The sequence below is a fragment of the Streptomyces endocoffeicus genome, from assembly GCF_016741935.1.
Classification (GTDB): Bacteria; Actinomycetota; Actinomycetes; order Streptomycetales; family Streptomycetaceae; genus Streptomyces; species Streptomyces endocoffeicus.
Genome location: NZ_JAERRG010000004.1, coordinates 235,812 through 254,897 on the forward strand (window position 1 = coordinate 235,812; position 19,086 = coordinate 254,897).

17 protein-coding genes are annotated in these 19,086 nt (G+C 71.2%); 9 read left to right on the forward strand and 8 right to left on the reverse strand.

Going from position 1 to position 19,086, the window contains the following annotated elements; translation table 11 throughout:
• Together JK364_RS13595 and JK364_RS13600 are read right to left on the reverse strand one after the other, a co-directional pair.
• A complete protein-coding gene (locus tag JK364_RS13595) occupies nt 1-225 on the reverse strand; it encodes a DUF397 domain-containing protein (RefSeq protein ID WP_201851065.1) in 225 nt (74 codons plus the stop codon).
• Nucleotides 222-1,046 carry a helix-turn-helix domain-containing protein gene (locus JK364_RS13600; RefSeq protein ID WP_307841260.1) on the reverse strand — a complete coding sequence of 275 codons (825 nt, stop codon included), beginning with the start codon at nt 1,044-1,046 and terminating at the stop codon, nt 222-224. Before JK364_RS13600 ends, JK364_RS13595 begins: the two co-directional genes overlap by 4 nt.
• 354 nt (nt 1,047-1,400) lie before the next feature.
• Between JK364_RS13600 and JK364_RS13605 the strand changes: the two genes are divergently transcribed.
• Nucleotides 1,401-1,562 (forward strand): hypothetical protein, encoded by a 162-nt coding sequence (locus tag JK364_RS13605; RefSeq protein WP_201851068.1) that lies wholly within the window; start codon nt 1,401-1,403, stop codon nt 1,560-1,562.
• 17 nt (nt 1,563-1,579) lie between these two features.
• Here the strand turns inward: JK364_RS13605 and JK364_RS13610 are convergent, their stop codons facing one another.
• Nucleotides 1,580-3,151 carry a diacylglycerol/lipid kinase family protein gene (locus tag JK364_RS13610; RefSeq protein WP_307841261.1) on the reverse strand — a complete coding sequence of 524 codons (1,572 nt, stop codon included), beginning with the start codon at nt 3,149-3,151 and terminating at the stop codon, nt 1,580-1,582.
• A 313-nt stretch (nt 3,152-3,464) separates the two neighbouring features.
• Here JK364_RS13610 and JK364_RS13615 point away from each other — a divergent pair, with 313 nt between their 5' ends.
• From JK364_RS13615 to JK364_RS13635, 5 genes are all read left to right on the forward strand, one after another.
• Nucleotides 3,465-4,865 carry a hypothetical protein gene (locus JK364_RS13615; RefSeq protein ID WP_201851070.1) on the forward strand — a complete coding sequence of 467 codons (1,401 nt, stop codon included), beginning with the start codon at nt 3,465-3,467 and terminating at the stop codon, nt 4,863-4,865.
• 25 nt (nt 4,866-4,890) lie between these two features.
• Nucleotides 4,891-5,739, forward strand: a complete 849-nt coding sequence (locus tag JK364_RS13620; protein ID WP_201851072.1) for a YhjD/YihY/BrkB family envelope integrity protein — start codon at nt 4,891-4,893, stop codon at nt 5,737-5,739.
• A 97-nt stretch (nt 5,740-5,836) separates the two neighbouring features.
• The gene (locus tag JK364_RS13625) at nt 5,837-6,568 is read left to right on the forward strand and encodes a DUF7873 family protein (protein ID WP_201851074.1); all 732 of its coding nucleotides are present in this window, start codon (nt 5,837-5,839) and stop codon (nt 6,566-6,568) included.
• Between the two features lie 595 nt (nt 6,569-7,163).
• The gene (locus JK364_RS13630) at nt 7,164-7,802 is read left to right on the forward strand and encodes a glycoside hydrolase family 25 protein (RefSeq protein ID WP_201851076.1); all 639 of its coding nucleotides are present in this window, start codon (nt 7,164-7,166) and stop codon (nt 7,800-7,802) included.
• A gap of 72 nt (nt 7,803-7,874) precedes the next feature.
• Complete coding sequence (locus JK364_RS13635) at nt 7,875-8,183, forward strand: hypothetical protein (protein WP_201851079.1); 309 nt, start codon at nt 7,875-7,877, stop codon at nt 8,181-8,183.
• A gap of 34 nt (nt 8,184-8,217) precedes the next feature.
• Here JK364_RS13635 and JK364_RS13640 read toward each other — a convergent pair whose 3' ends face one another.
• The 5 genes from JK364_RS13640 to JK364_RS13660 all read right to left on the reverse strand — a co-directional run bounded on the left by JK364_RS13640 (nt 8,218) and on the right by JK364_RS13660 (nt 12,528).
• The gene (locus JK364_RS13640) at nt 8,218-8,448 is read right to left on the reverse strand and encodes an EF-hand domain-containing protein (RefSeq protein ID WP_201851454.1); all 231 of its coding nucleotides are present in this window, start codon (nt 8,446-8,448) and stop codon (nt 8,218-8,220) included.
• A 106-nt stretch (nt 8,449-8,554) separates the two neighbouring features.
• Nucleotides 8,555-9,202 carry an N-acetylmuramoyl-L-alanine amidase gene (locus JK364_RS13645; RefSeq protein WP_201851080.1) on the reverse strand — a complete coding sequence of 216 codons (648 nt, stop codon included), beginning with the start codon at nt 9,200-9,202 and terminating at the stop codon, nt 8,555-8,557.
• Between the two features lie 451 nt (nt 9,203-9,653).
• Nucleotides 9,654-10,157, reverse strand: coding sequence for an ATP-binding protein (locus JK364_RS13650; protein WP_044569715.1), 504 nt, complete (start codon nt 10,155-10,157; stop codon nt 9,654-9,656).
• 301 nt (nt 10,158-10,458) lie between these two features.
• A complete protein-coding gene (locus tag JK364_RS13655; protein ID WP_201851082.1) occupies nt 10,459-11,226 on the reverse strand; it encodes an enoyl-CoA hydratase/isomerase family protein in 768 nt (255 codons plus the stop codon).
• 93 nt (nt 11,227-11,319) lie between these two features.
• The gene (locus tag JK364_RS13660) at nt 11,320-12,528 is read right to left on the reverse strand and encodes a L,D-transpeptidase (RefSeq protein ID WP_201851084.1); all 1,209 of its coding nucleotides are present in this window, start codon (nt 12,526-12,528) and stop codon (nt 11,320-11,322) included.
• Nucleotides 12,529-12,860: 332 nt separating this feature from the next.
• Here JK364_RS13660 and glgX point away from each other — a divergent pair, with 332 nt between their 5' ends.
• Genes glgX through JK364_RS13675 form a run of 3 tightly spaced genes read left to right on the forward strand, consistent with a single transcriptional unit; the run spans nt 12,861 to nt 19,049 of the window.
• A complete protein-coding gene (gene glgX, locus JK364_RS13665; RefSeq protein ID WP_201851086.1) occupies nt 12,861-15,230 on the forward strand; it encodes a glycogen debranching protein GlgX in 2,370 nt (789 codons plus the stop codon).
• A 34-nt stretch (nt 15,231-15,264) separates the two neighbouring features.
• Nucleotides 15,265-17,187 (forward strand): ABC transporter ATP-binding protein, encoded by a 1,923-nt coding sequence (locus JK364_RS13670; RefSeq protein WP_201851088.1) that lies wholly within the window; start codon nt 15,265-15,267, stop codon nt 17,185-17,187.
• A complete protein-coding gene (locus JK364_RS13675; protein WP_201851090.1) occupies nt 17,184-19,049 on the forward strand; it encodes an ABC transporter ATP-binding protein in 1,866 nt (621 codons plus the stop codon). The genes JK364_RS13670 and JK364_RS13675 overlap by 4 nt, the downstream gene beginning before the upstream one ends.
• The last annotated feature ends 37 nt before the right edge of the window (nt 19,050-19,086 follow it).

Here is a 19,086-nt window from a genome sequence, read left to right on the forward strand (position 1 = left end):
TCAGTTGGCCGGGAACTCTCCCCTGCGCACGGCGCTCGTGAACGAAGTCCACGCCTCCACGGGGAAGACGAGGGCGGGGCCTGCCGGGTGTTTGCTGTCCCTGACGGGGACGACACCGGCAGTGGTGGCTATGCCGGGTGCGAATTCCACGCACTCACCTCCATTACCGTTGCTGTAGCTGGACTTGACCCACTCAGCACGGGACAGGTCGAGGGCAATCCTCATCGGGTGTATTCCTCCATTGCACTACGGATCATGGACAGTGACTGTTCGGGATGCAGAGCCGCAGCCCGCAGCCAGTCGTACGTGGCTGTCGCATTCGCCACTGCTTCCGGTGAATCGATCAGTTGGCCTGCCATCGCCGTGTCCACGTAGGCGACGTTGGGCCCTTCGTCGAACGTCAGAAGCGTGTAACTCTCTGACGCCGCGGGTGCCCCCACCGCGAACGGTAGTACCTGAAGGGTGATGTGCGGAGACTCCGCCTCCTCCATGAGGTGGGCGAGCTGTGCGGCCATAACCCCTGGGCCACCTACCGCAGTCCGTAAGCACGCCTCGTTCAGGACGCACCAGAGCAGCGGAGGCATGTCCTTCTCCATCACCTCCCGCCTCCGCAGTCGCCCATCCACCAGCCCATCGATCTTGCTCGTGCTCTTCCGGGGATGCACCGCCTGGAAGACTTCCCGCGCGTACTCGGGCGTCTGCAGCATGCCCATGACGAGCGCTGCCGAGTAGTTCGAAATACCCGTCGCCTGCCGCTCCAACTGCACGTACGGCACGAACCAGTCCGGATAGCCGTGCTGGCTGGCCCGCTTCCGTAGACGCGCGAACAGGCCCGGCGTGCCGAAGACCCGGTCGCACGCGTCGGCGAACTCGAGGCTGGCCAGGCGCTCACCCGCCTCCACCTTGGCCACATATTGCTGCCCGTAGTTGGCCTTCAAGCCCAACTCCCGCTGGCTCAGCTCCGCCTGCATCCGCCAGGTCCGTACCTCGGCTCCTAGGAACGCCGCCCCGGTGGACGGTTCCTGGCCTTCCTTGGCCTCACTCACCTGTGGTTCTCCCCTCACCCCAAGCCTCTTGGTGTGCCCCGATCCCTGTTGCGCGCGGCCCCTCAGGGCAACGCTGGGAGTACACAGAGTGATTAAAGCTCGCAAGACACATCCAGGTCAGGAAGAACCCCCCATGGTGTTTCCCTCCGAACACATCACCGAATCCACCCGACATCGCGTCGCGGACCGGGTCACCCGCGAGATGCGGGAAGTGGCGCGGCGACGTGGCTGGAGTTCGGCGGGCGCGGCCGAGACGTCGGTGGGAGGGACTCCGGACGTCCTGTTCTGCGGGGCGCTCCCCGGAGACCTCCAACGGCGCGCCACCAGCCGCCCACACCCATCGGAGAGTGACCGTTGAACGACACCTGCCCCACCTGCCGCCACTACGCGGCACTGCGCGAACAGGCCAAACAAGCCGGGGACCACAGCAAGGCCACCGACTACGAGGTACTGCGCCGACGCCACCCCGCCCACACCGTCCGCATCCCCCGGCAGCCCGAAGGACGCATCGCATGAGCCACCAGCTCCGTCAGTCACAGCCCGACCAGCCCCCAGCGCCCGCCCTCGGCCAGGTGGCGTACGACCCGGCCAGCGGCCGTACCGGCGTAGTGCAGGCGGTGCACGGCGTCGCCGAGTTGTGCTTCGACCACCGGATGACCAGCGATCGCGTCGCGTTCCTCCGGCCGGAGCGAGGCGGGGTCGAGTGGACGGCCGACGCCGGGGCCCTCCGTTTCCCGGCGGACGGGGACGGCGGCGCGCGGCGCCCGGACGCGCCGTAACCGTGATCGACGCGGTCCGCGCCCCGCCGCCGTCCTTACGGTGGTCAGCGCCAGTCGCCGCACTCTGGGCCAGTCCATGGCCGGTCTGCCGGCCCGGACCCCCGGGCGGTGTCTCGGGACCCGTACGCGCAGGGCGCCCGGCGCTATGTGGCAATGGAGGGGAGTCCGCAGGGTGAGGGGTTCGCCGTCCACCCCGACCGGGACGGTCGGCTCCCGCGTTTCGACGGTGACGTCCTCGGCGGTCGCGGATACCACTCCGGGCGCGTTGGGGCCGCGTAGCAGCCCGGCCGCCTGTGCGGCCGAGTCGACCGTGACGGCCAGCACGCCGAGGACTCCGGAGTCCAGCCGCTCGCGCCGCCCCAGGCCCGCCGGATCGCCCGCGCGGTACGGGTTGTTGCTCACCAGGACGGCCTGTGGCCGGTCCATGACGAGCTCTCCCGCCCTCACCACGAGATCCGGTCCCGTCTCGTGGGTCAGCAGGTCGGGGAGGAGCTGAAGCGTGGTGCGGACCTTGTCGTCGCGGTAGGCGGGGCTCTGGACGACGGCCGCGTAGGCACCGAACGAGGCGTTGTTCACGAACACGCGCTCACCGATGAAGCCCAGGTCCACACGGAGCTCGACACCGTCGGTGAGCGCGTCCAGGCAGGCCGACGGGTCGTCCCGGTTCAGCCCGAGGTCCAGGGCGAAGTGGTTGCGGGTTCCGGCGGGGATCACCACGAAGGGGACACCGCGCTCGGCCGCCACACCCGCCACCAGCGCCTGCGTGCCATCGCCGCCCGCCACGCCCAGCAGATCGGCGCCATCCTCGACGGCGCGGCGGGCGAGCCCGGCCACGTCGGCGGGGTGATCCGGGTCCAGGACGGCCACCTGTGCGCCCAGCGCCCGCGCCTTCTCCGGCAGGCCGAAGCGGCCGACCTTCCCGCCGCCGGAGCGCGGATTCATGATCAGGAACGGCCGTTCCGGCGGTGCGACCCGGTGTTCCCTCGGGCGCCGGGGTCCGGTCGCCTCCGCCAGCGCGAACCGCCCCGAGGCGACCGCCAGCGCCCAGAGCGCGAGGGAGACCAGCACCACCCACAACAGCCCGGCCAGCGCGTACAGGACCAGAACGGCGACCGGCGCCGCCACCGCCAGCACGGCGGCCAGCACCCTGACCGGCCCTCTGTGGACGAGCGTCCACCACACACCCGCCAGCGTGACCGCCGTCCCGCCCACCCCCACCGCGACCAGCACCACGCTCCGCGCCCCGGCGAACAGGAGAAGGATCACCACCGCCATGGCGCCCGCGACCAGGGCCAGGCGCGCCGTCCAGGGCGCCGCCGACATCATGTGACCTCCCCGGACAGTGACCTCCCGGTGCAGTGACCCCGGTCCGGGGGCGTGGGCGCCGGGAAGGGCGGTCCCACGGGTACCCCGCGCCGGGCTCGCCACCACGCCGCCCCACGTCCACGTGGGCTCCCCGCTCCCGGCTCCCCGCTCCCGGCCGTGAATCAAAACGGCCCGTCGTCGCGTTTCCAGAGCCTCGGACCGCGGATCGAGGAGATGCGCCGCCCGCCGGGGCGACCAGCGCCGTGACGCTGCCACTCCCCGGTGGCGCCTCCGCCCGGTGGCGCTTCCCTCCGTCCCGCGCGAGGGAGGTCCCATGGATCCGTCCACCGACGCCTCCGGCCCCGCCGAGCCGCACCCGCTGAGCGGGAGCGAGCGGCGGGAGTACGAGCGGCTGCGCGGGGCGGCGGCCGTACGTCACCGGCGGCTTCGCCACGCGGGCGCGTGTGTGCTGCTCGTCCTGGCGATCCTGCTCTCCCCACTCGCCGTCGTCGCCACCTGGCTGCACGAAGAGATCACCGACCCCCACCGGTATGTCCAGACCGTCGCCCCGATCGCCAGGAACCCCGGTGTCCAGTCCACCGTCACCAACCGGCTCACCAAACGCGTGGTCGACCGGGTCGACGTGCCCGCCATCACCGCCCACCTCGCCAGGAACCTGGACAAGACCGGAGCCCCGACCGTCGTCGTGAACGGCACCCGGATGCTCGGCGGGCCGCTGGAGAGCGCCCTCACCAACGCCGTGCACCGCGTGGTCCACAAGGTGATCACCAGCGAGCAGTTCCCGTTGGTGTGGGACGCGGCCAACCGGCGCGCCCACGCCGCCGTCGTCAAGGTCCTCACCGGTGAGGGCACCAGCGCGGTCCAGGCCCGCGGGAACGCGATCGTCCTGGACATCGGCACCCTCGTCGACAACGTCAAACAGCACCTCGTCCGGGCGGGCTACGAGAAGGCCGCCAAGATCCCGCACATCGACCGGCAGTTCACGCTGGTGCGGACGGACAAGCTGGACGAGGCACAGGGCGCGATGCGTCTCCTCGACGTCGTCGGCACCTGGCTGCCCGCCGTGACGATCGTGCTCGCCGCGCTCGCCGTGTGGGTCTCCCCCGCACATCGGGGCACGCTGCTGGCCGCCGGGGTCGGCACGGCGGTGATGATGATCGCGCTGCTGGTCGGCCTGGCCGTGGTGCGCGGCGTCTATCTGGACTCCGTCCCGCCCACGACCCTGCCCCGGGGCCCGGCGGCCTTCATCTTCGACACGCTCGTACGCTTCCTGCGCGAAAGCACCCGCACCCTTCTCGTCGTCGCGATCGTCACCGCGCTCGCCGCGTATCTGTACGGCCCCGGGCGCGGGGCCCGCGTCGTCCGCTCGGCCGCGGCGCGCGGCACCGGCGCCATCGGCCGGGGCCTGGCCCGCGTCGGAGCCCGCACCGGGGGATTCGGCCGCTGGCTGGACACCCATCGGGCCTGGACCACCGGCGTGGTGATCACGGGCGGCGCGCTGGCCCTGGTGCTGTGGAATCACCCCACTCCGGCGTCCGTCGGGCTCGTCCTCGGCATCGTCGTGGGGGTCCTGGCACTGCTCGGCATCCTCGCCGGGGCGTCCGGGCGTGCGGTGGACGGCCCATCGGCGTCCGGCCCCGCGACGGGCGGCCCAGCGGCGTCCGGCCCCGCGACGGGCGGCCCCGCGACGGGCGGCCGTCTCGGGGATCCCTGACGGCCGGGCGGCCGGGCGGTATGCCATGAGGGAGCCGCGGGCGCTGTGGGAGGCCGTCTCGACCGCGATCGGCGGCGGTCCGGCCGCCCGGTTCCTGGAGCGGCTGGTGGCGGTGAACGTGGTGGAGGCCGCCACCCGGCTGGCCGCCCAGGCGTTCCTCACCGCCCTCCCCCTGCTGATGGCGGTGGCGGCCTTCGTCCCCGATGAGCTGCAGAACCTCCTGGCCGACTCCCTGCGCTCGGTGGTGGGCGTGCGCGGTGACGTTCTCGACGAGGTACGCCGTACGTTCACCACCCCGGGAACGGCCAAGAACACCTCGGGGGTCGTCGGACTGCTGGTCGCCCTGGTGTCCGCGACGGCGTTCAGCAGGGCGCTCCAGGCGATCTGCGAACGGTGCTGGGGGCTGCCCAGGGCGGCGGTGCGCGTGACGGCGTGGCGTTGGCTGCTGTGGCTGCTCGTCTGGCTCGCGGTGCTCCTCGTCCAGGCACCGGTGCGCAGGGGGTTCGGTACGGGCATCGTCTCCGGGCTGGCGCTGTCCCTGCTGTCGGCCGTTCTGCTGTGGTGGTGGACCCAGCATCTCCTGCTGAGTGGCCGCGTCACCTGGACCCATCTGCTGACGGGCGCCGTGTTCGCCGGTGTGGGAACCGTCCTGCTGGGTTACCTCTCCCGGCTGATCATGCCCGTGGCCATGGCCCGCAGCCTGGCCGACTTCGGCCCGCTCGGCCCCGTCTTCACCCTTCTGACCTGGCTGATCATCGTCTTTCTCATCGCCGTGGCCGGTCTCGCGGCCGGGCCGGCGGTGGCCTCGTCGGCCTGGTACGCACGGACCATCCGCCCGCCGCGGGGACGGGAACGCCCCCTGAAGGCCCACTGAAGGCCCCCTGGACGCCTCCGAAGGCCCCTGAACGCCCCCGAAGGCCGCCTCGAATATCGTTCGAGAGCGGGAGTTCCGCACTGCTAGCGTCCCTCACGTGGCGAAACTCAATCAGATCATCGCAGTGGAGAAGGGCGTCAAGTCCAAGACGCAAGCGGACCTGACGGCGTCCCAGCGCCGTCTGGACAAGCCGGTGCTGCTGGCCGGGATTTCCCGGACGTATCAGCCGAAGGACGAGGAGGGCGAGCAGTTGCCGCCCGAGTCGACGCGGGTGCAGGTGAAGGCGGAGGACATCCTTCGGGAGACCGCGACGACGCTGACCCGGCTGTTCGATGTGACCGCCACCAAGGACTGGACGAACTGCGAGGCCCGCGCGGACATCGAGGTCGAGGGGCGCACGCTGCTGCGTGATGTGCCGGTCTCGTATCTGCTGTTCCTGGAGAAGCAGCTGACGGATGTCGCCACCCTCATCCGCAGGCTGCCGACCCTGGACGCCGCCGAGTCGTGGTCACTCGACCCGTCGACGGACTGCTGGAAGACCGAGGCCGTGCGGACCGTCCGTACGAAGAAGGTGCCCAGGAACCATGTGAAGGCGGAGGCCACCGAGAAGCACCCGGCGCAGGTCGAGGTGTACTACGAGGACATCCCGGTCGGCTACTGGACGACCGTGAAGTTCTCCGGCGCCCTTCCGGCGCGGCGCGTCAATGAGGTGCTCGACCGGGTGGAGAAGCTCCAGCAGGCCGTCAAGTACGCCCGCGAGGAGGCCAACGGCGTCGACGTCACCGATCAGCGCGTGGGCGAGGTGGTCTTCGGCTACCTGTTCGGGTAGCGTCATGGACTCCCCGGCCGCCGGGTCAAGCGGCGGTGCGGGGTGCGCGAGGAGCGCAAGCTGATACTGAAGCTCGTCGTGATGCACGCGGTTGCGTTGGGAGGTATTGACCACCTCCCCGAGTACTTGGTCACGAGAGGGGACGGTCCGTCCCAGGAGGTAGCCGGGTTCAGCCCCCGGTCTTCGAGCGGATCGTGCGCCCGTGGCACGCGTTCAATCTCAGATTCTCGCTCCAGCCTCAGCATTCGCCGCCGATCGTCTCACCGACCGGGCACGGGCTTGGTCGTCGGATGCCGGTTCGAATCCGGCCCGCCCCGCTTCGTGGAGCGGTAGTTCAACGGAAGAACACGACGACATCAGACTGACCCGTTCCCATCCGGGCGGGCGTGCGCAGTTGGGCGGCATCACAGGGCCCGGGGGATGGCCAAACCCTCGGGTCCGCCTCTCCTCCCGTTCTCCTCCCGCCCGTCGCTCCCGTCACCCTTTGTGTGGCACCGAACGGCTGCGGATCGAGATCCCGTCCCAGTAGGGTCCTGCGTACGAGAGGGGGAATAACACCCGTGTATTCACCCGTTCTTGACCCGAGGTAGGCGCCATGCTGCACGGCATCGACGTGAGTTCGCACCAGTCCACGTTCGACGCGGACGGACTGGCCTTCGTCTTCATCAAGGCCACCGAAGGCCGGTCGTACATCAACCCGAAGCAGGCCTCGCAGGCGTCCCGGGCGCGCAAGGCGGGATGCGTCGTCGGCTTCTACCACTTCCTGTGGCCGGGCAATATCTCGGCACAGGCGCGCTACTTCGTCGAGAAGTGCGCGTCCCAGAAGCACGATCTGCTCGCCGTGGACTGGGAGACCACCGGTTCCGGCACCCGCGCCAGCAACGCCGAGAAGGACCGGTTCATCCGCGAGGTCAAGAAGCTGCGGCCCACGCACCGGGTCATGCTCTACTGCAACCGGAACTTCTGGCTCAACCACGACACCACGTCGTACGCCGGTGACGGCCTGTGGATAGCGGACTACGTGACGGCGGGCAAGCCGCGCATCAAGGCGAAGTGGCGGATCCACCAGTACACCGACCGCCCGCTGGACAAGGACGTGGCGAACTTCTCCAGCAAGTCCGCGCTGCAGGCCTGGGCCGACCCCAGCCGGGCGGCGCTCACCGCCGATGAGGAGGCGGAGGACGTGGCGGACGTCCACACGGCGGAGGACGCGGAGGACGCGGAGGACGCGTAACGTCGAGGACGGGGCCTGACCGGCCCCGGGCCCCTCGGGGCGTTGTCGGTGGGGGCGCCTACGCTGCCCGGTATGAGTTACGCAGACCTGCGCGAACTCCGCAGCGCGCTCACCACCGCGTCGGACATCGCCTTCTCGCTGGACGCCGCACCCTCCGGACCGGAGACCGAGCTGCTCACCGACGCCCTGCGGCGGGCGCTCGCCGCGGCGGGATCGCTGACCGCCGAGCACGGTGCCACGGGCTGCCCGGAGCATCCGCGCGGGGCCGTCGATCCGCTGTACGGGGATCCGGACGACCCGCTGCCGCCCGGCTACGGCCGCTGTCTGCTGTGCAACGACCGCAGACGGCGGGCCGGCGCACAGCGGCGCGGCTGGCGCTGAGCGCGCCGGCCGCGCCGTCGTCCGTACGGCCCGTTCAGGCGGTCTTCTCGCCGCCCTTGTTCTGGGCCGCCCAGAACTCGTCGAAGGTGAGCAGCCCGTCACCGTTGGAGTCGTGGGCGTTGATGACGGCCTGGGCGACGGGCTCCGTGACATACGGGTCCCCCAGCTGCGCCATCACGCTCTTGTACTCGGCCGCGGTGATCTGACCGTCACCATTGAGGTCATACCGCTCGAACGCCTTGCGCGCCGCCTCGATGTCCGCCACCTGTTCCGCCCCTTCCATGCGTTTCCTGACCCGCACAGATTAGCGGTCGGGGGTGGCCGGTTCGTCTCGGCCATGTCACGGCGCGCTCGGCATCCGGTTCACGCCCTCAGACTTGGCGTCGTACCCGGCTCCCCCCGTTGACCAGCCTCATATAGCGGTCCCAGTCCCACAGCGGGCCGGGGTCGGTGTGGTCGGTGCCGGGGACCTCCACATGGCCGATGATGTGGTCGCGGTTCTTGGGGATGCCGTAGCGGTCGCAGACGGCCGCGGTCAGGGCGGCGGACGAGGCGTACATCTCGTCCGTGAACCACTTGGGGTCGTCCACCCAGCCCTCGTGCTCGATGCCGATGCTGCGGTTGTTGTAGTCCTTGTTGCCCGCGTGCCAGGCGACGTCCTTCTCCCGGACGAACTGCCCGATGTAGCCGTCGGCCGAGGCGACCATGTAGTGGGTGGAGACCTGCTTGGCCGGGTCCTGGAAGATCTTCATCGCGTCCGGGAAGGTCTCCTGCGTCACATGGATGACGATGAAGTCGATGGGATACGAGGTCGGGCGGCTGGAGACGCGGTAGTTGGAGGTGGAGGCCGGGATCCAGTGGGTGGGGGGATAGGCGGCCACGCGGCGGCGGCGTCTGCCGTCGGCGTGGGCGGTGGTGGCCGTTGCGGCCGTGGCGGCGAGTCCGGTGGCGGCGGTGGCGAGGTAGGCGCCCGAGCGGAGCAGGGCGCGCCGGGTGGGGGTGCGGCCGTGCGCTTCCATGGGGGGTCTCCCGAATGTCGTAGCGGGGACAAAGGGGGTGACGCGTGGGGGTGTGACGCGCGTAGCGCGGTTCCATGGTGAGTCCTCGGCAGGGCCATGCCAAGAACCGCCACACAAAGAAAGATTTCGTGTCACGGTCTGGACCACTGAAGTTTCGAAAGAATCAGGTCGACAACAAAGGAAATTTGCCGCTCTACCCGCCATTAACAAGGCAAGTGTTACACCTCACCTGGGATTGGCTTGGAACTGGTCTACCGTCTCTGCGATAGTCGGGCCCGCGACCCCCATTGACCCGAGCGAGGTCGCTTCCCCCGAATGCCACGGCGAACACCCCTTTCGCGCCATGGCCGGGGACGGAAGGGGCCCCCGTGCCATCGCCGCGCGACGACACGGGGGCCTCTTTCAGCCTCTTTTTACGCTCCGCGTGAGGTCCGCAGCGGCGCACGTGCGATCAGTTTTCGGCCACTCGCATTTCGAACCAGGTCGTCTTGCCGCACGGCAGCAGATCGACCCCCCACCGCTGGGAGAGCTGGTCGACCAGCATCAGCCCGCGTCCGCTGGTGTCGAGCTCCCCCACCGGCATCAGACACGGAAGCCCCCGGGACGGGTCGCGGACCTCGACCCGGATCCAGCCGCGCCGCCGCAGCATCCGCAGCCCGAAGGTGCGGGCGCCGGTGTGCCGTACGGCGTTGCCGACGAGCTCGGAGACCAGCAGCACCGTGTGCTCGGCGAGCTGAAGACCCAGACCCCAGTCCCGCGCCACCACGAATTCGGCCATCCGGCGGGCGGTCCCCGCGGACTCGGGGCGGGAGGGCAGCCGCACCTCCTCGCACGCGGGGTTCCCGAAGAGGTCAAGCGCCCTGAGGGCCAGGTCGTCCTCGACGGACGGCGCCCCCCGCACCGCAGCCGTACCAGTGCGCTGCTGCGGCTGCTCCATTCCCTCCAAGCCCGCCATGCCCCCCATCATGGCCGCCCAAAAGGCCATCCGGGGCGGAACCATGGGATTCCGAACACCGGAGCCCCAGGCTCCATAAATCCGATCCGACATATGCCAAGGGCAGTTGGGGAACCGCAACATCCCGCCTGACCAGCGATGTCACCGCGCGTACGCGTGATCACCCAGCGTACCGGACCGGGTCAGTCGAGGGCCGATCATTGGCGAAGAAAATTCGCTCGCACGGGGCATACCCGGCTCCACGACCCCGGCCGGGGTGACGTCGCGAACCCCGGCCGAGGCGATCGGAACCGGTCGGGTGTCAGCGGAACGTGGCCTTGCCCGGCCCGTCCTCGACAAAGCTGCGCATCCCGGTCTCCCGGTCCTCGGTGGCGAACAGCCCGGCGAACCAGTTCCGTTCGATGGCCAGACCGCTGTCGAGGTCCGTCTCCAGCCCCCGGTCCACCGACTCCTTGGCCGCGCGCAGCGCGATCGCCGGGCCCTTGGCCAGCCTCGCCGCCCAGGCATGGGCCTGCTCGTAGACCTCCTCGGCCGGTACGACGCGGTCCACCAGGCCGATGGCGAGCGCCTCGTCGGCCTTGACCTGACGGCCCGTGAAGATGAGGTCCTTGGCCTTGGCCGGGCCGACCAGCCGGGCCAGCCGCTGGGTGCCGCCCGCGCCCGGGATCAGGCCGAGCAGGATCTCGGGCTGGCCGAGCTTGGCGTTCTCCGCGGCGATCCGGAAGTCGGCGCACAGCGCCAGCTCGCAGCCGCCGCCGAGGGCGTAGCCGGTGACGGCCGCCACCACGGGCTTGGGGATCCGGGCCACGGCGGTGAAGGACTCCTGCAGCTCACCGGAGCGGACCACCATCGCGGCGTGGTCCATCTTCCGCATCTCCTTGATGTCCGCGCCGGCCGCGAACACCTTCTCACCGCCCCAGATGACCACCGCGCGCACGTCGTCGCGGCGGGTCACCTCGGCCGCGAGCTCCCGCAGCCGGTCCTGGGTGGCGATGTCGAGCGCGTTCATCGGGGGGCGGTCAAGGCGGAAGGTGGCAACGCCGTCGGCAACCTCGAGGTTCACAGTCATGAGCGCAGGTTAGCGCCCGCTAACACGCGAGCGGAGGGGCGGGGGCGGGGGTGCCGGGCCGCCCTCGACAGGGCGCCCGGACACCGGCCGAGGTCAGGCCTTCCACTTCTCCCAGGACATGTTCCAGCCGTTGAGCCCGTTGTCCGGCTGGACGGTCTCGTCATGGGAGTTCTTCACGATGACCACATCGCCGAGGATCGACTTGCGGAAGAACCAGGACGCCGGGGTGGAGGAGTCCCCTCCGCCGCGCTGGTCGAACAGGCCCACACAGCCGTGGCTGACATTGGACGAACCGAACGTGGGCCGCCCCGCCCAGTAGTTGCCGTGGATGAAGGTGCCGGAGGTCGACAGCCGCATGGCGTGCGGCACGTCCTTGATGTCGTACTCCCCGCCGAAGCCGACCGTGGCGCCGTCCATCCGGATCACCGGATGCTTCTCGCTGATCACCATCTTGCCGTTGTAGGTCTCATGGCCGGGCGCGCCGGAGGTGATGGGGATGGTCTTGATGGTCTTGCCGTCCCGCTTGACCGTCATCTTCTTGGACTTGGCGTCGACGACGGAGATCTGGCTGCGGCCGATGGTGAACGTCACGGACTTCCGCTGCTCGCCGTACACCCCCGGCCTGCCCTCGATCCCGTCGAGGTCCATGCGGAGCGTCACCTTGGTGCCGGGCTTCCAGTACTCCTCCGGCCGGAAGTCCAGCCGGTCGTTGCCGAACCAGTGGCCCTCGATCGGCACCGACGGTGAGGCGCTGACCTTTATCCCCTTCTCCACGTCCGCCGGGTGGGTGATGCCGCGGTTGAAGTGGAGCGAGACCGGCATGCCGACGCCGACCGTCGTGCCGTCCTCCGGGGTGTAGATGCCCACGAAGGTGTTCTTGGGGCGGAGGGTGGTGAAGGTGGCGTGCTCGGCCGTGGTCAGACCGTGGGCGTCCTTGGCGACCGCGTCCACGGTGTAGGTGGTGTCCGAGCGGAGATGGGCGTCGGGCCGCCAGCTCTTCCCGCCCTGGGCGATCTTCCCCTCGACCGCGGTGCCCTTCGCGTCCTTGACCTTGACCGAGGACAGGGTGCCCTTCGCCGAGGTGACCTTCAGCGCGCCGCTGGTGTCCACGCCCTTGGCGCCGTCCTTGGGCGCGATGGTCACCACGGCCCGCGAGGTCTTGGGCCGGTCGCCCTTGCCGTCCCCGCCCTTCTTACCGTCGTCGGAGCCGCCGCACGCGGCCACCGCCATCAGCAACACCCCGAGCAGCAGCGCGAGAAGCCCCTTGCGGCCGCCCCGCGCCGCCCCCGGTATCCGCCGCATCCTCACAACAGGTCTCCCCTCCCCCGGGCCGCGCCCCCGCGGCAAACCCGATAACGCGCAGGCGCGCCTGGCGATAGGTAATCACACGCCTCCGACAGTGGACTCCCCCCGATGGTCACGTTTCAGTCCCAGGCCGGAAGGGCTCCACGATGATCGGCGGGTGGCGGCAGCGGAAAACGTGCGAGTCGGCGGGATTACGGGCAGAACAGGTGGGAGAGCGCGGGCCGGGCCGTGCGGGACGGGACACCGCGGGCCCACCGGCCCGCCATGAGGTGCTGCCCGCCTCCCTCCCGCCGAGCGGAGGCGGTTGGCCGCGAGCCGCGGAGGCCGATGTGTCCAGCGCAGCCGAGCAGGAGACGCACGCAGCCCAGCGGGAGACGCGCGCAGCCCAGCAGGCGGCGCGCGACGGCACCCCCGCACGCCCCTCGGCGACGGCAGTGGGGCACCCCGTCGGCCACCGCCCCACGGCCGTCGCGCCGCGCCGCGGCCGGACCACCGCCGCCGTGCCGGGCCCCGTCGTCCTGCCGGGCAGCCCGGAGCCGCTCGGCGCCCGCCCCCGCCAGGGGCCGGACGGGGCGTGGGGGACCAACTTCGCGCTGTGGGCGGGCGGTGCCGAGGCCGTCGACCTCTGCCTGTTCGACGACGACGGCCACGAGCTCCGCTGTCCGCTCCCCGAGCTCACCCATGAGGTCTGGCACGGCTTCGTCCCCGGTGTGCTGCCCGGCCGCCGCTACGGCTACCGCGTGCACGGCCGCTGGGACCCCTGGATGGGCGCCCGCTGGAATCCGGCGAAGCTGCTGCTGGATCCGTACGCCCGCGCCGTGGACGGGGACTTCGCGCTGCCGGCGGAGGTCTACGGACATGTGCGGGACTGGCCGCAGCAGCATGTGGCGGACACCGTACGGGACGATCGCGACTCCGCCCCGTACGTCCCCAAGGGCGTGGTCGTCGGCGACGACGCGGCGGACGGGGCGCCCGACGAGTGGACCGAGGACCGGCGGCCCAAGACGCCCTGGGCCGAGTCGGTGATCTACGAGCTCCATGTGCGCGGCTTCACCATGCGCCATCCCGGGGTGGACCCCGAGCTGCGCGGCACCTACGCGGGGCTGGCGCATCCGGCGGCGATCGAGCATCTGACCCGGCTCGGGGTCACGGCGGTGGAGCTGCTGCCGGTGCATCAGTTCGCCCATGAGGATCATCTGCTGCGGCGGGGATTGCGCAACTACTGGGGCTACAACTCCATCGGCTACTTCGCGCCGCACGCCGGTTACGCGGCCGGCGGCACCCGGGGCCAGCAGGTCGGGGAGTTCCGGCGGATGGTGCGGGCCCTGCACGCCGCCGGGATCGAGGTGATCCTCGACGTGGTCTACAACCACACCGCCGAGGCCAATGAGCTGGGCCCCACCCTCTCGCTGCGCGGTGTGGACAACCGCGGCTACTACCGGCTGCAGCAGGACCCCCGCCGCTACGCCGACTTCACCGGCTGCGGCAACACCCTCAACGTCCTCCAGCCCCACGTGCTGCGCCTGATCACCGACTCGCTGCGCTACTGGGTCACCGAGATGGGCGTGGACGGCTTCCGCTTCGACCTGGCCAGCGCGCTCGCCCGCGCCGCGCACGGCGTGGACATGCTCTCGCCCTTCCTGGCCGTGATCGCGCAGGATCCCGTGCTGCGCCGGGTCAAGCTGATCGCGGAGCCGTGGGACGTGGGCTCCGGCGGCTATCAGGTGGGCGCCTTCCCGCCGCTGTGGGCGGAGTGGAACGACCGCTACCGCGACGCGGTGCGGGACTTCTGGCGCGGGGCGCTGCCCGATGCCCGCGATCTGGGCTACCGGCTCTCCGGCTCCAGCGATCTGTACGAGCGCGGGGGCCGCCGCCCGTACGCCTCGGTCAACTTCATCACCGCGCACGACGGTTTCACCCTGCGCGACCTGGTCTCGTACGAGCGCAAGCACAACGAGGCCAACGGAGAGGGCAATCGCGACGGCTCCCCCGACAACCGTGCCTGGAACTGCGGCGCCGAGGGCGAGACCGACGACCTGGACATACGCGCGCTGCGCCGCCGCCAACTGCGCAATCTGCTGGCCACCCTGCTGCTGTCCACCGGGGTGCCGATGCTGGTCGCGGGCGATGAGCTGGGCCGCACCCAGGGCGGCAACAACAACGCGTACTGCCAGGACAACGAGACCGGCTGGCTGGACTGGTCGCTGCTGGAGGACCCGGGCTGGCACGCCCTTACCGAGCTCACCGCCCGGCTGATACGGCTGCGCCGGGCCCATCCGGTGCTGCGCCGCCCGGCCTTCTTCTCCGGTCTGGCCCGGCCCCCGGAGGGGCTGCGCGACCTGGCGTGGTTCACCCCGCGCGGCACCGAGATGACCGAATCCGACTGGTACGCGCCGACGACCGCCCTCGGGGCCTATCTGTCGGGCCGCGAACTGCCCCAGCGCGATCCGCACGGCGCCCCGGTCACCGACGACAGCTTCCTGGCGCTGCTGCACGCGGGCCCGCGACCGGTCACCTTCACCCTCCCCGGACCGCCCTGGGCCCGGGGGTACGAGCTTCTGCTGGACACCGCCCGCGAGGAACAGGACGCGCCCCCCGGCACACTCCTCGCGGCGGGCGCGCCCATCGAGCTTCCGGAACGCTCGGTCCTGCTGCTGCGCGCCCTCACCTCCGTGGACCTACGCCAAAAAACCGAGTGAGCACTGTCAGTGGCGGACCGTAGTCTCCCCACTGATGGCTGTGACGAGTGAACCCCGCGCCCAGGAAGGCGGTGCCGCCCCGCGGCACCGCTCCGCCACGCGTTCGCTCCTGCGGCTGTGGCCATATGTGCGCCCGGTGCGGGCGCGGCTGTTCGGCGCGGCCGGGGTGGCGGTCGTCGCCTCCTGTCTGGGGCTGGTCATCCCGCTGGTCCTCAAGTGGATGGTGGACGGGCCGGTGGCCCACCGGAACCCGGGCGGGGTCTGGCTGGGGGGTGCGCTGCTGCTCGCCCTCGGCACGGCCGAGGCGGCGCTGTTCGGGCTGCGGCGCTGGCTGGTGGGGCGGCCGCTGGCGTCCGTCGAGGCCGCGATGCGCGCCGATCTCTACCGCCATCTGCAGCGGCTGCCGGTCTCCTTCCACGACCGCTGGGCCTCCGGCCAGCTGCTGTCGCGGGCCACGACCGATCTGATGCTGCTGCGGATGTTCCTGGCCTTCCCGCTCACCTTCCTGGTGGTCAACGGGGTCACCATCCTGGCCGGGTTCGCCATTCTGCTGTCCCAGGAGTGGACGCTGGGCCTGGTCCTGGTGATCCCGGCGGTGCCGCTGGTGATCCTGTGCTCGCTGTTCGAGACGCGGTACGCGACGGTGGCCCGCACCGTGCAGGACCAGACCGGCGATCTGACGACGGTCGTGGAGGAGGGGGTGCTGGGCGTCCGGATCGTCAAGGGCTTCGGCCGCCACCGCAGCCAGGCCCGCGCCTTCCGCGCCCTGTCCGAGCAGGTCCGCTCCACCGAGCTGCACAAGGCGCGGCTGCTGGCCACCCTCTGGGCGCTGATCATGACCCTGCCGGAGCTGGCGATCGGCGCGGCGCTGGTGCTCGGCACGGTGCGGGTGGCCGACGGGGATCTGTCGGCGGGCACGCTGGTCGCCTTCCTCTCCACCGCCCTGACGCTGCGCTGGCCGGTGGAGTCCCTGGGCTTCCTCCTCGCCATGAGCCAGGACGCGGCCACGGCCACCGACCGCTATTTCGACGTCATGGACGCGGAACCGGCCACGGCCGCCGACCGGCTTCGGGCCGCGTCTTCACGGGAGCGCGGCCAAGAACAGGAGGACGGCCGAGAACAGGAGCGCGGCCAGGAGCGAGAGCGCGGCCAAGAGCGGGAGCGCGGCCAGGAGCGGGAGCGCGGCCAAGCGCGGGAGGGCGAGGGCGGGCTGCGGTTCGAGGGGGTGGAGTTCGCCTACGCGGACGCGCCGCCGGAGGAGCCGCCCGTGCTGCACGGGGTCGATCTCCACATCCGGCCCGGCGAGACCATGGCGCTGGTCGGGGCGACCGGTTCCGGGAAGACCACCCTCACCGCCCTCGTCCCCCGGCTCCATGAGGTCACGCGCGGCCGGATCACCCTCGACGGCCGGGACATCACCGCCCTCTCCCGGGAGGAGCTGCGCGCCCTGGTGGCCATCGCGTTCGAGGAGCCCACGCTGTTCTCCGCCACCGCCGGGGAGAACGTCCTCATGGGCGCCGCCGACGCGGGGACGGAGGAGCTGCTGCGGGCCCTGAAAGTGGCGCAGGCCGACTTCGTGCACGCCCTGCCCGAGGGCACCGACACCGAGGTCGGCGAGCAGGGGCTGAGTCTGTCCGGCGGTCAGCGGCAGCGGCTCGCGCTGGCGCGGGCCGTCGTGGGCGGCCCCCGGTTCCTGGTGCTCGACGATCCGCTGTCCGCCCTCGACGTACACACCGAAGCGCTGGTGGAGGCGGCGCTGCGGCGGGTGCTGGCGTCCACGACCGCGCTGGTCGTCGCCCACCGGCCGTCCACCGTGCTGCTCGCCGACCGGGTCGCGCTGCTGTCGGAGGGCCGGATCGCCGCCGTCGGCACCCATCAGCGGCTGCTGCGGGAGAGCGCGGAGTACCGCTCGCTGATGTCCGGGCAGGAAGCCGAGGAGGGGGAGAGAAGTCCATGACCACGGTCGAGGAGGAGCGGGAGAGCACGGACGACTGGGACGACAAGGACGGGGGCCGGGCGGCGTCGTCCGACGACCCGTTCGACCGCGATGTCCTGCCCGTGCCCAAGGGCGCGTCGCCGGCCCTGCTGCGTTCGCTGCTCTCCCCGCGCCGGCGGCGGGTGTGGCTGGCGACCGTTCTGCTGCTGCTCCAGCAGGCCGCCGTCCAGGCGGGTCCGCTGCTCGTGGCGTACGCCATCGACCGTGCCGTGCCCGCCCTCCGCGACGGCGGCCACGGCCCGCTGATCGCCGTCGGCGCGGGCTATCTGGGCTGTGCGCTCGCCTCGGGGGCGCTGCAGTACGCGTTCATCCGCGCCTCCGCCCGGATCAGCCAGGACGTGCTGCTGGATCTGCGCGGCCGGATCTTCCGCCATGCCCAGGCGCTGAGCGTGGACTTCCATGAGCGGTACACCTCCGGCCGGCTGATCTCCCGGGCCACGACGGACGTCGAGTCGCTGCGCGAGCTGCTCATCGAGGGCCTGGAGGAGCTGCTCGGGGTCGCCCTGTCGGTGGTCTACATCTCCATCACGCTGCTGTATCTGGACTGGGGTCTGGGCGCGGCGGCCGTGCTCTCCTTCTGGCCGCTGTATCTGCTGATCCGCTCCTTCCAGCGCCGCTCCATGCGGGTGTACCGCAAGCGGTCGACGGCCATCGCGGCGGTCATCGTGACGTTCACCGAGACCATGAACGGCATCCGCCCCGTGCAGGCGTTCCGCCGCGAGCGCGCCAACGACGCGCGCTTCGGCGAGCAGAACCACCGCCACGAGCGCGCCAACGGGGACGCGATCCTGGAGATGGCCCGCTATGTGGTCAGCTCCCGGCTGGTGGCCAACGCGGTGGTAGCCGCCATCGTGCTCTGGGGCGCCTACCGGGTGGCCTCCGGTTCGCTCGCGCTCGGGGTGCTCGCCGCGGCCGCGCTGTATCTGCGCAGGCTGTACGACCCGATCGACCGGCTGGGGATGTTCCTCAACTCCTACCAGTCGGCGGCCGCCTCGCTGGAGAAGATCGCGGGCCTGCTGGCCCAGCGCCCCTCCGTGCCCGAGCCCGCGGAGCCCAAGCCGCTGCCGCCGCGCCCGACGAAGGCCCCGGGCCGGGAGGTGGTCTTCGACGGGGTGCGCTTCGCCTATCGCACCGGCGGCGAAGTGCTGCCCCGCTTCGACCTCACGCTGCCCGCCGGGCAGACGGTCGCGGTGGTCGGGGCCACCGGCGCGGGCAAGTCCACCCTGGCCAAGCTGCTGGCCCGCTTCTACGACCCCAGCGACGGCCGGGTGCTGCTCGACGGGGTGGATCTCCGCGATCTGGCCATGCCCGAACTGCGGCGCGGTGTGGTCATGGTGACGCAGGAGGCGTTCCTGTTCTCCGGCACGGTCGCCGACAACATCACCATCGGCCGCCCCGACGCCACCCGCGCCGAGATCGAGCAGGCGGCCAAGGCGATCGGCGCGCATGACTTCATCGCCGCGCTGCCCGACGGCTACGACACGGATGTGCGCAAGCGCGGCGGCCGGATCTCCGCCGGTCAGCGCCAACTGGTGGCGTTCGCCCGCGCGTTGCTCGCCGATCCATCCGTCCTCATCCTCGACGAGGCCACCTCCTCCCTCGACATCCCGGGCGAACGGGCGGTGCAGCGCGCCATGGAGACGGTGCTGCGCGGCCGTACGGCGGTCGTCATCGCCCACCGGCTGTCGACGGTCGAGACGGCAGACCGGGTGCTGGTCATGGCCGACGGCCGGATCGTCGAGGACGGCCCGCCGGACCGGCTGATCGCGGGCGAGGGCCGGTTCGCGGCACTGCACCAGGCGTGGCGGGACAGCTTGGTGTAAGGCGGGCGCCGGATCTGGTGTGGGACGGGCGCCGGAT

Excerpts from the sequence above, each read along its gene's own strand:
- JK364_RS13645 (WP_201851080.1), bottom strand. The coding sequence starts at position 9,202 with ATGGAAGCGCACGGCCGCACCCCCACCCGGCGCGCCCTGCTCCGCTCG.
- JK364_RS13630 (WP_201851076.1), top strand. The coding sequence starts at position 7,164 with ATGCTGCACGGCATCGACGTGAGTTCGCACCAGTCCACGTTCGACGCG.
- JK364_RS13650 (WP_044569715.1), bottom strand. The coding sequence starts at position 10,157 with ATGGCGGGCTTGGAGGGAATGGAGCAGCCGCAGCAGCGCACTGGTACG.
- JK364_RS13635 (WP_201851079.1), top strand. The coding sequence starts at position 7,875 with ATGAGTTACGCAGACCTGCGCGAACTCCGCAGCGCGCTCACCACCGCG.
- JK364_RS13610 (WP_307841261.1), bottom strand. The coding sequence starts at position 3,151 with ATGATGTCGGCGGCGCCCTGGACGGCGCGCCTGGCCCTGGTCGCGGGC.
- JK364_RS13595 (WP_201851065.1), bottom strand. The coding sequence starts at position 225 with ATGAGGATTGCCCTCGACCTGTCCCGTGCTGAGTGGGTCAAGTCCAGC.
- JK364_RS13615 (WP_201851070.1), top strand. The coding sequence starts at position 3,465 with ATGGATCCGTCCACCGACGCCTCCGGCCCCGCCGAGCCGCACCCGCTG.
- JK364_RS13670 (WP_201851088.1), top strand. The coding sequence starts at position 15,265 with ATGGCTGTGACGAGTGAACCCCGCGCCCAGGAAGGCGGTGCCGCCCCG.
- JK364_RS13655 (WP_201851082.1), bottom strand. The coding sequence starts at position 11,226 with ATGACTGTGAACCTCGAGGTTGCCGACGGCGTTGCCACCTTCCGCCTT.
- JK364_RS13660 (WP_201851084.1), bottom strand. The coding sequence starts at position 12,528 with ATGCGGCGGATACCGGGGGCGGCGCGGGGCGGCCGCAAGGGGCTTCTC.
- JK364_RS13620 (WP_201851072.1), top strand. The coding sequence starts at position 4,891 with ATGAGGGAGCCGCGGGCGCTGTGGGAGGCCGTCTCGACCGCGATCGGC.
- JK364_RS13675 (WP_201851090.1), top strand. The coding sequence starts at position 17,184 with ATGACCACGGTCGAGGAGGAGCGGGAGAGCACGGACGACTGGGACGAC.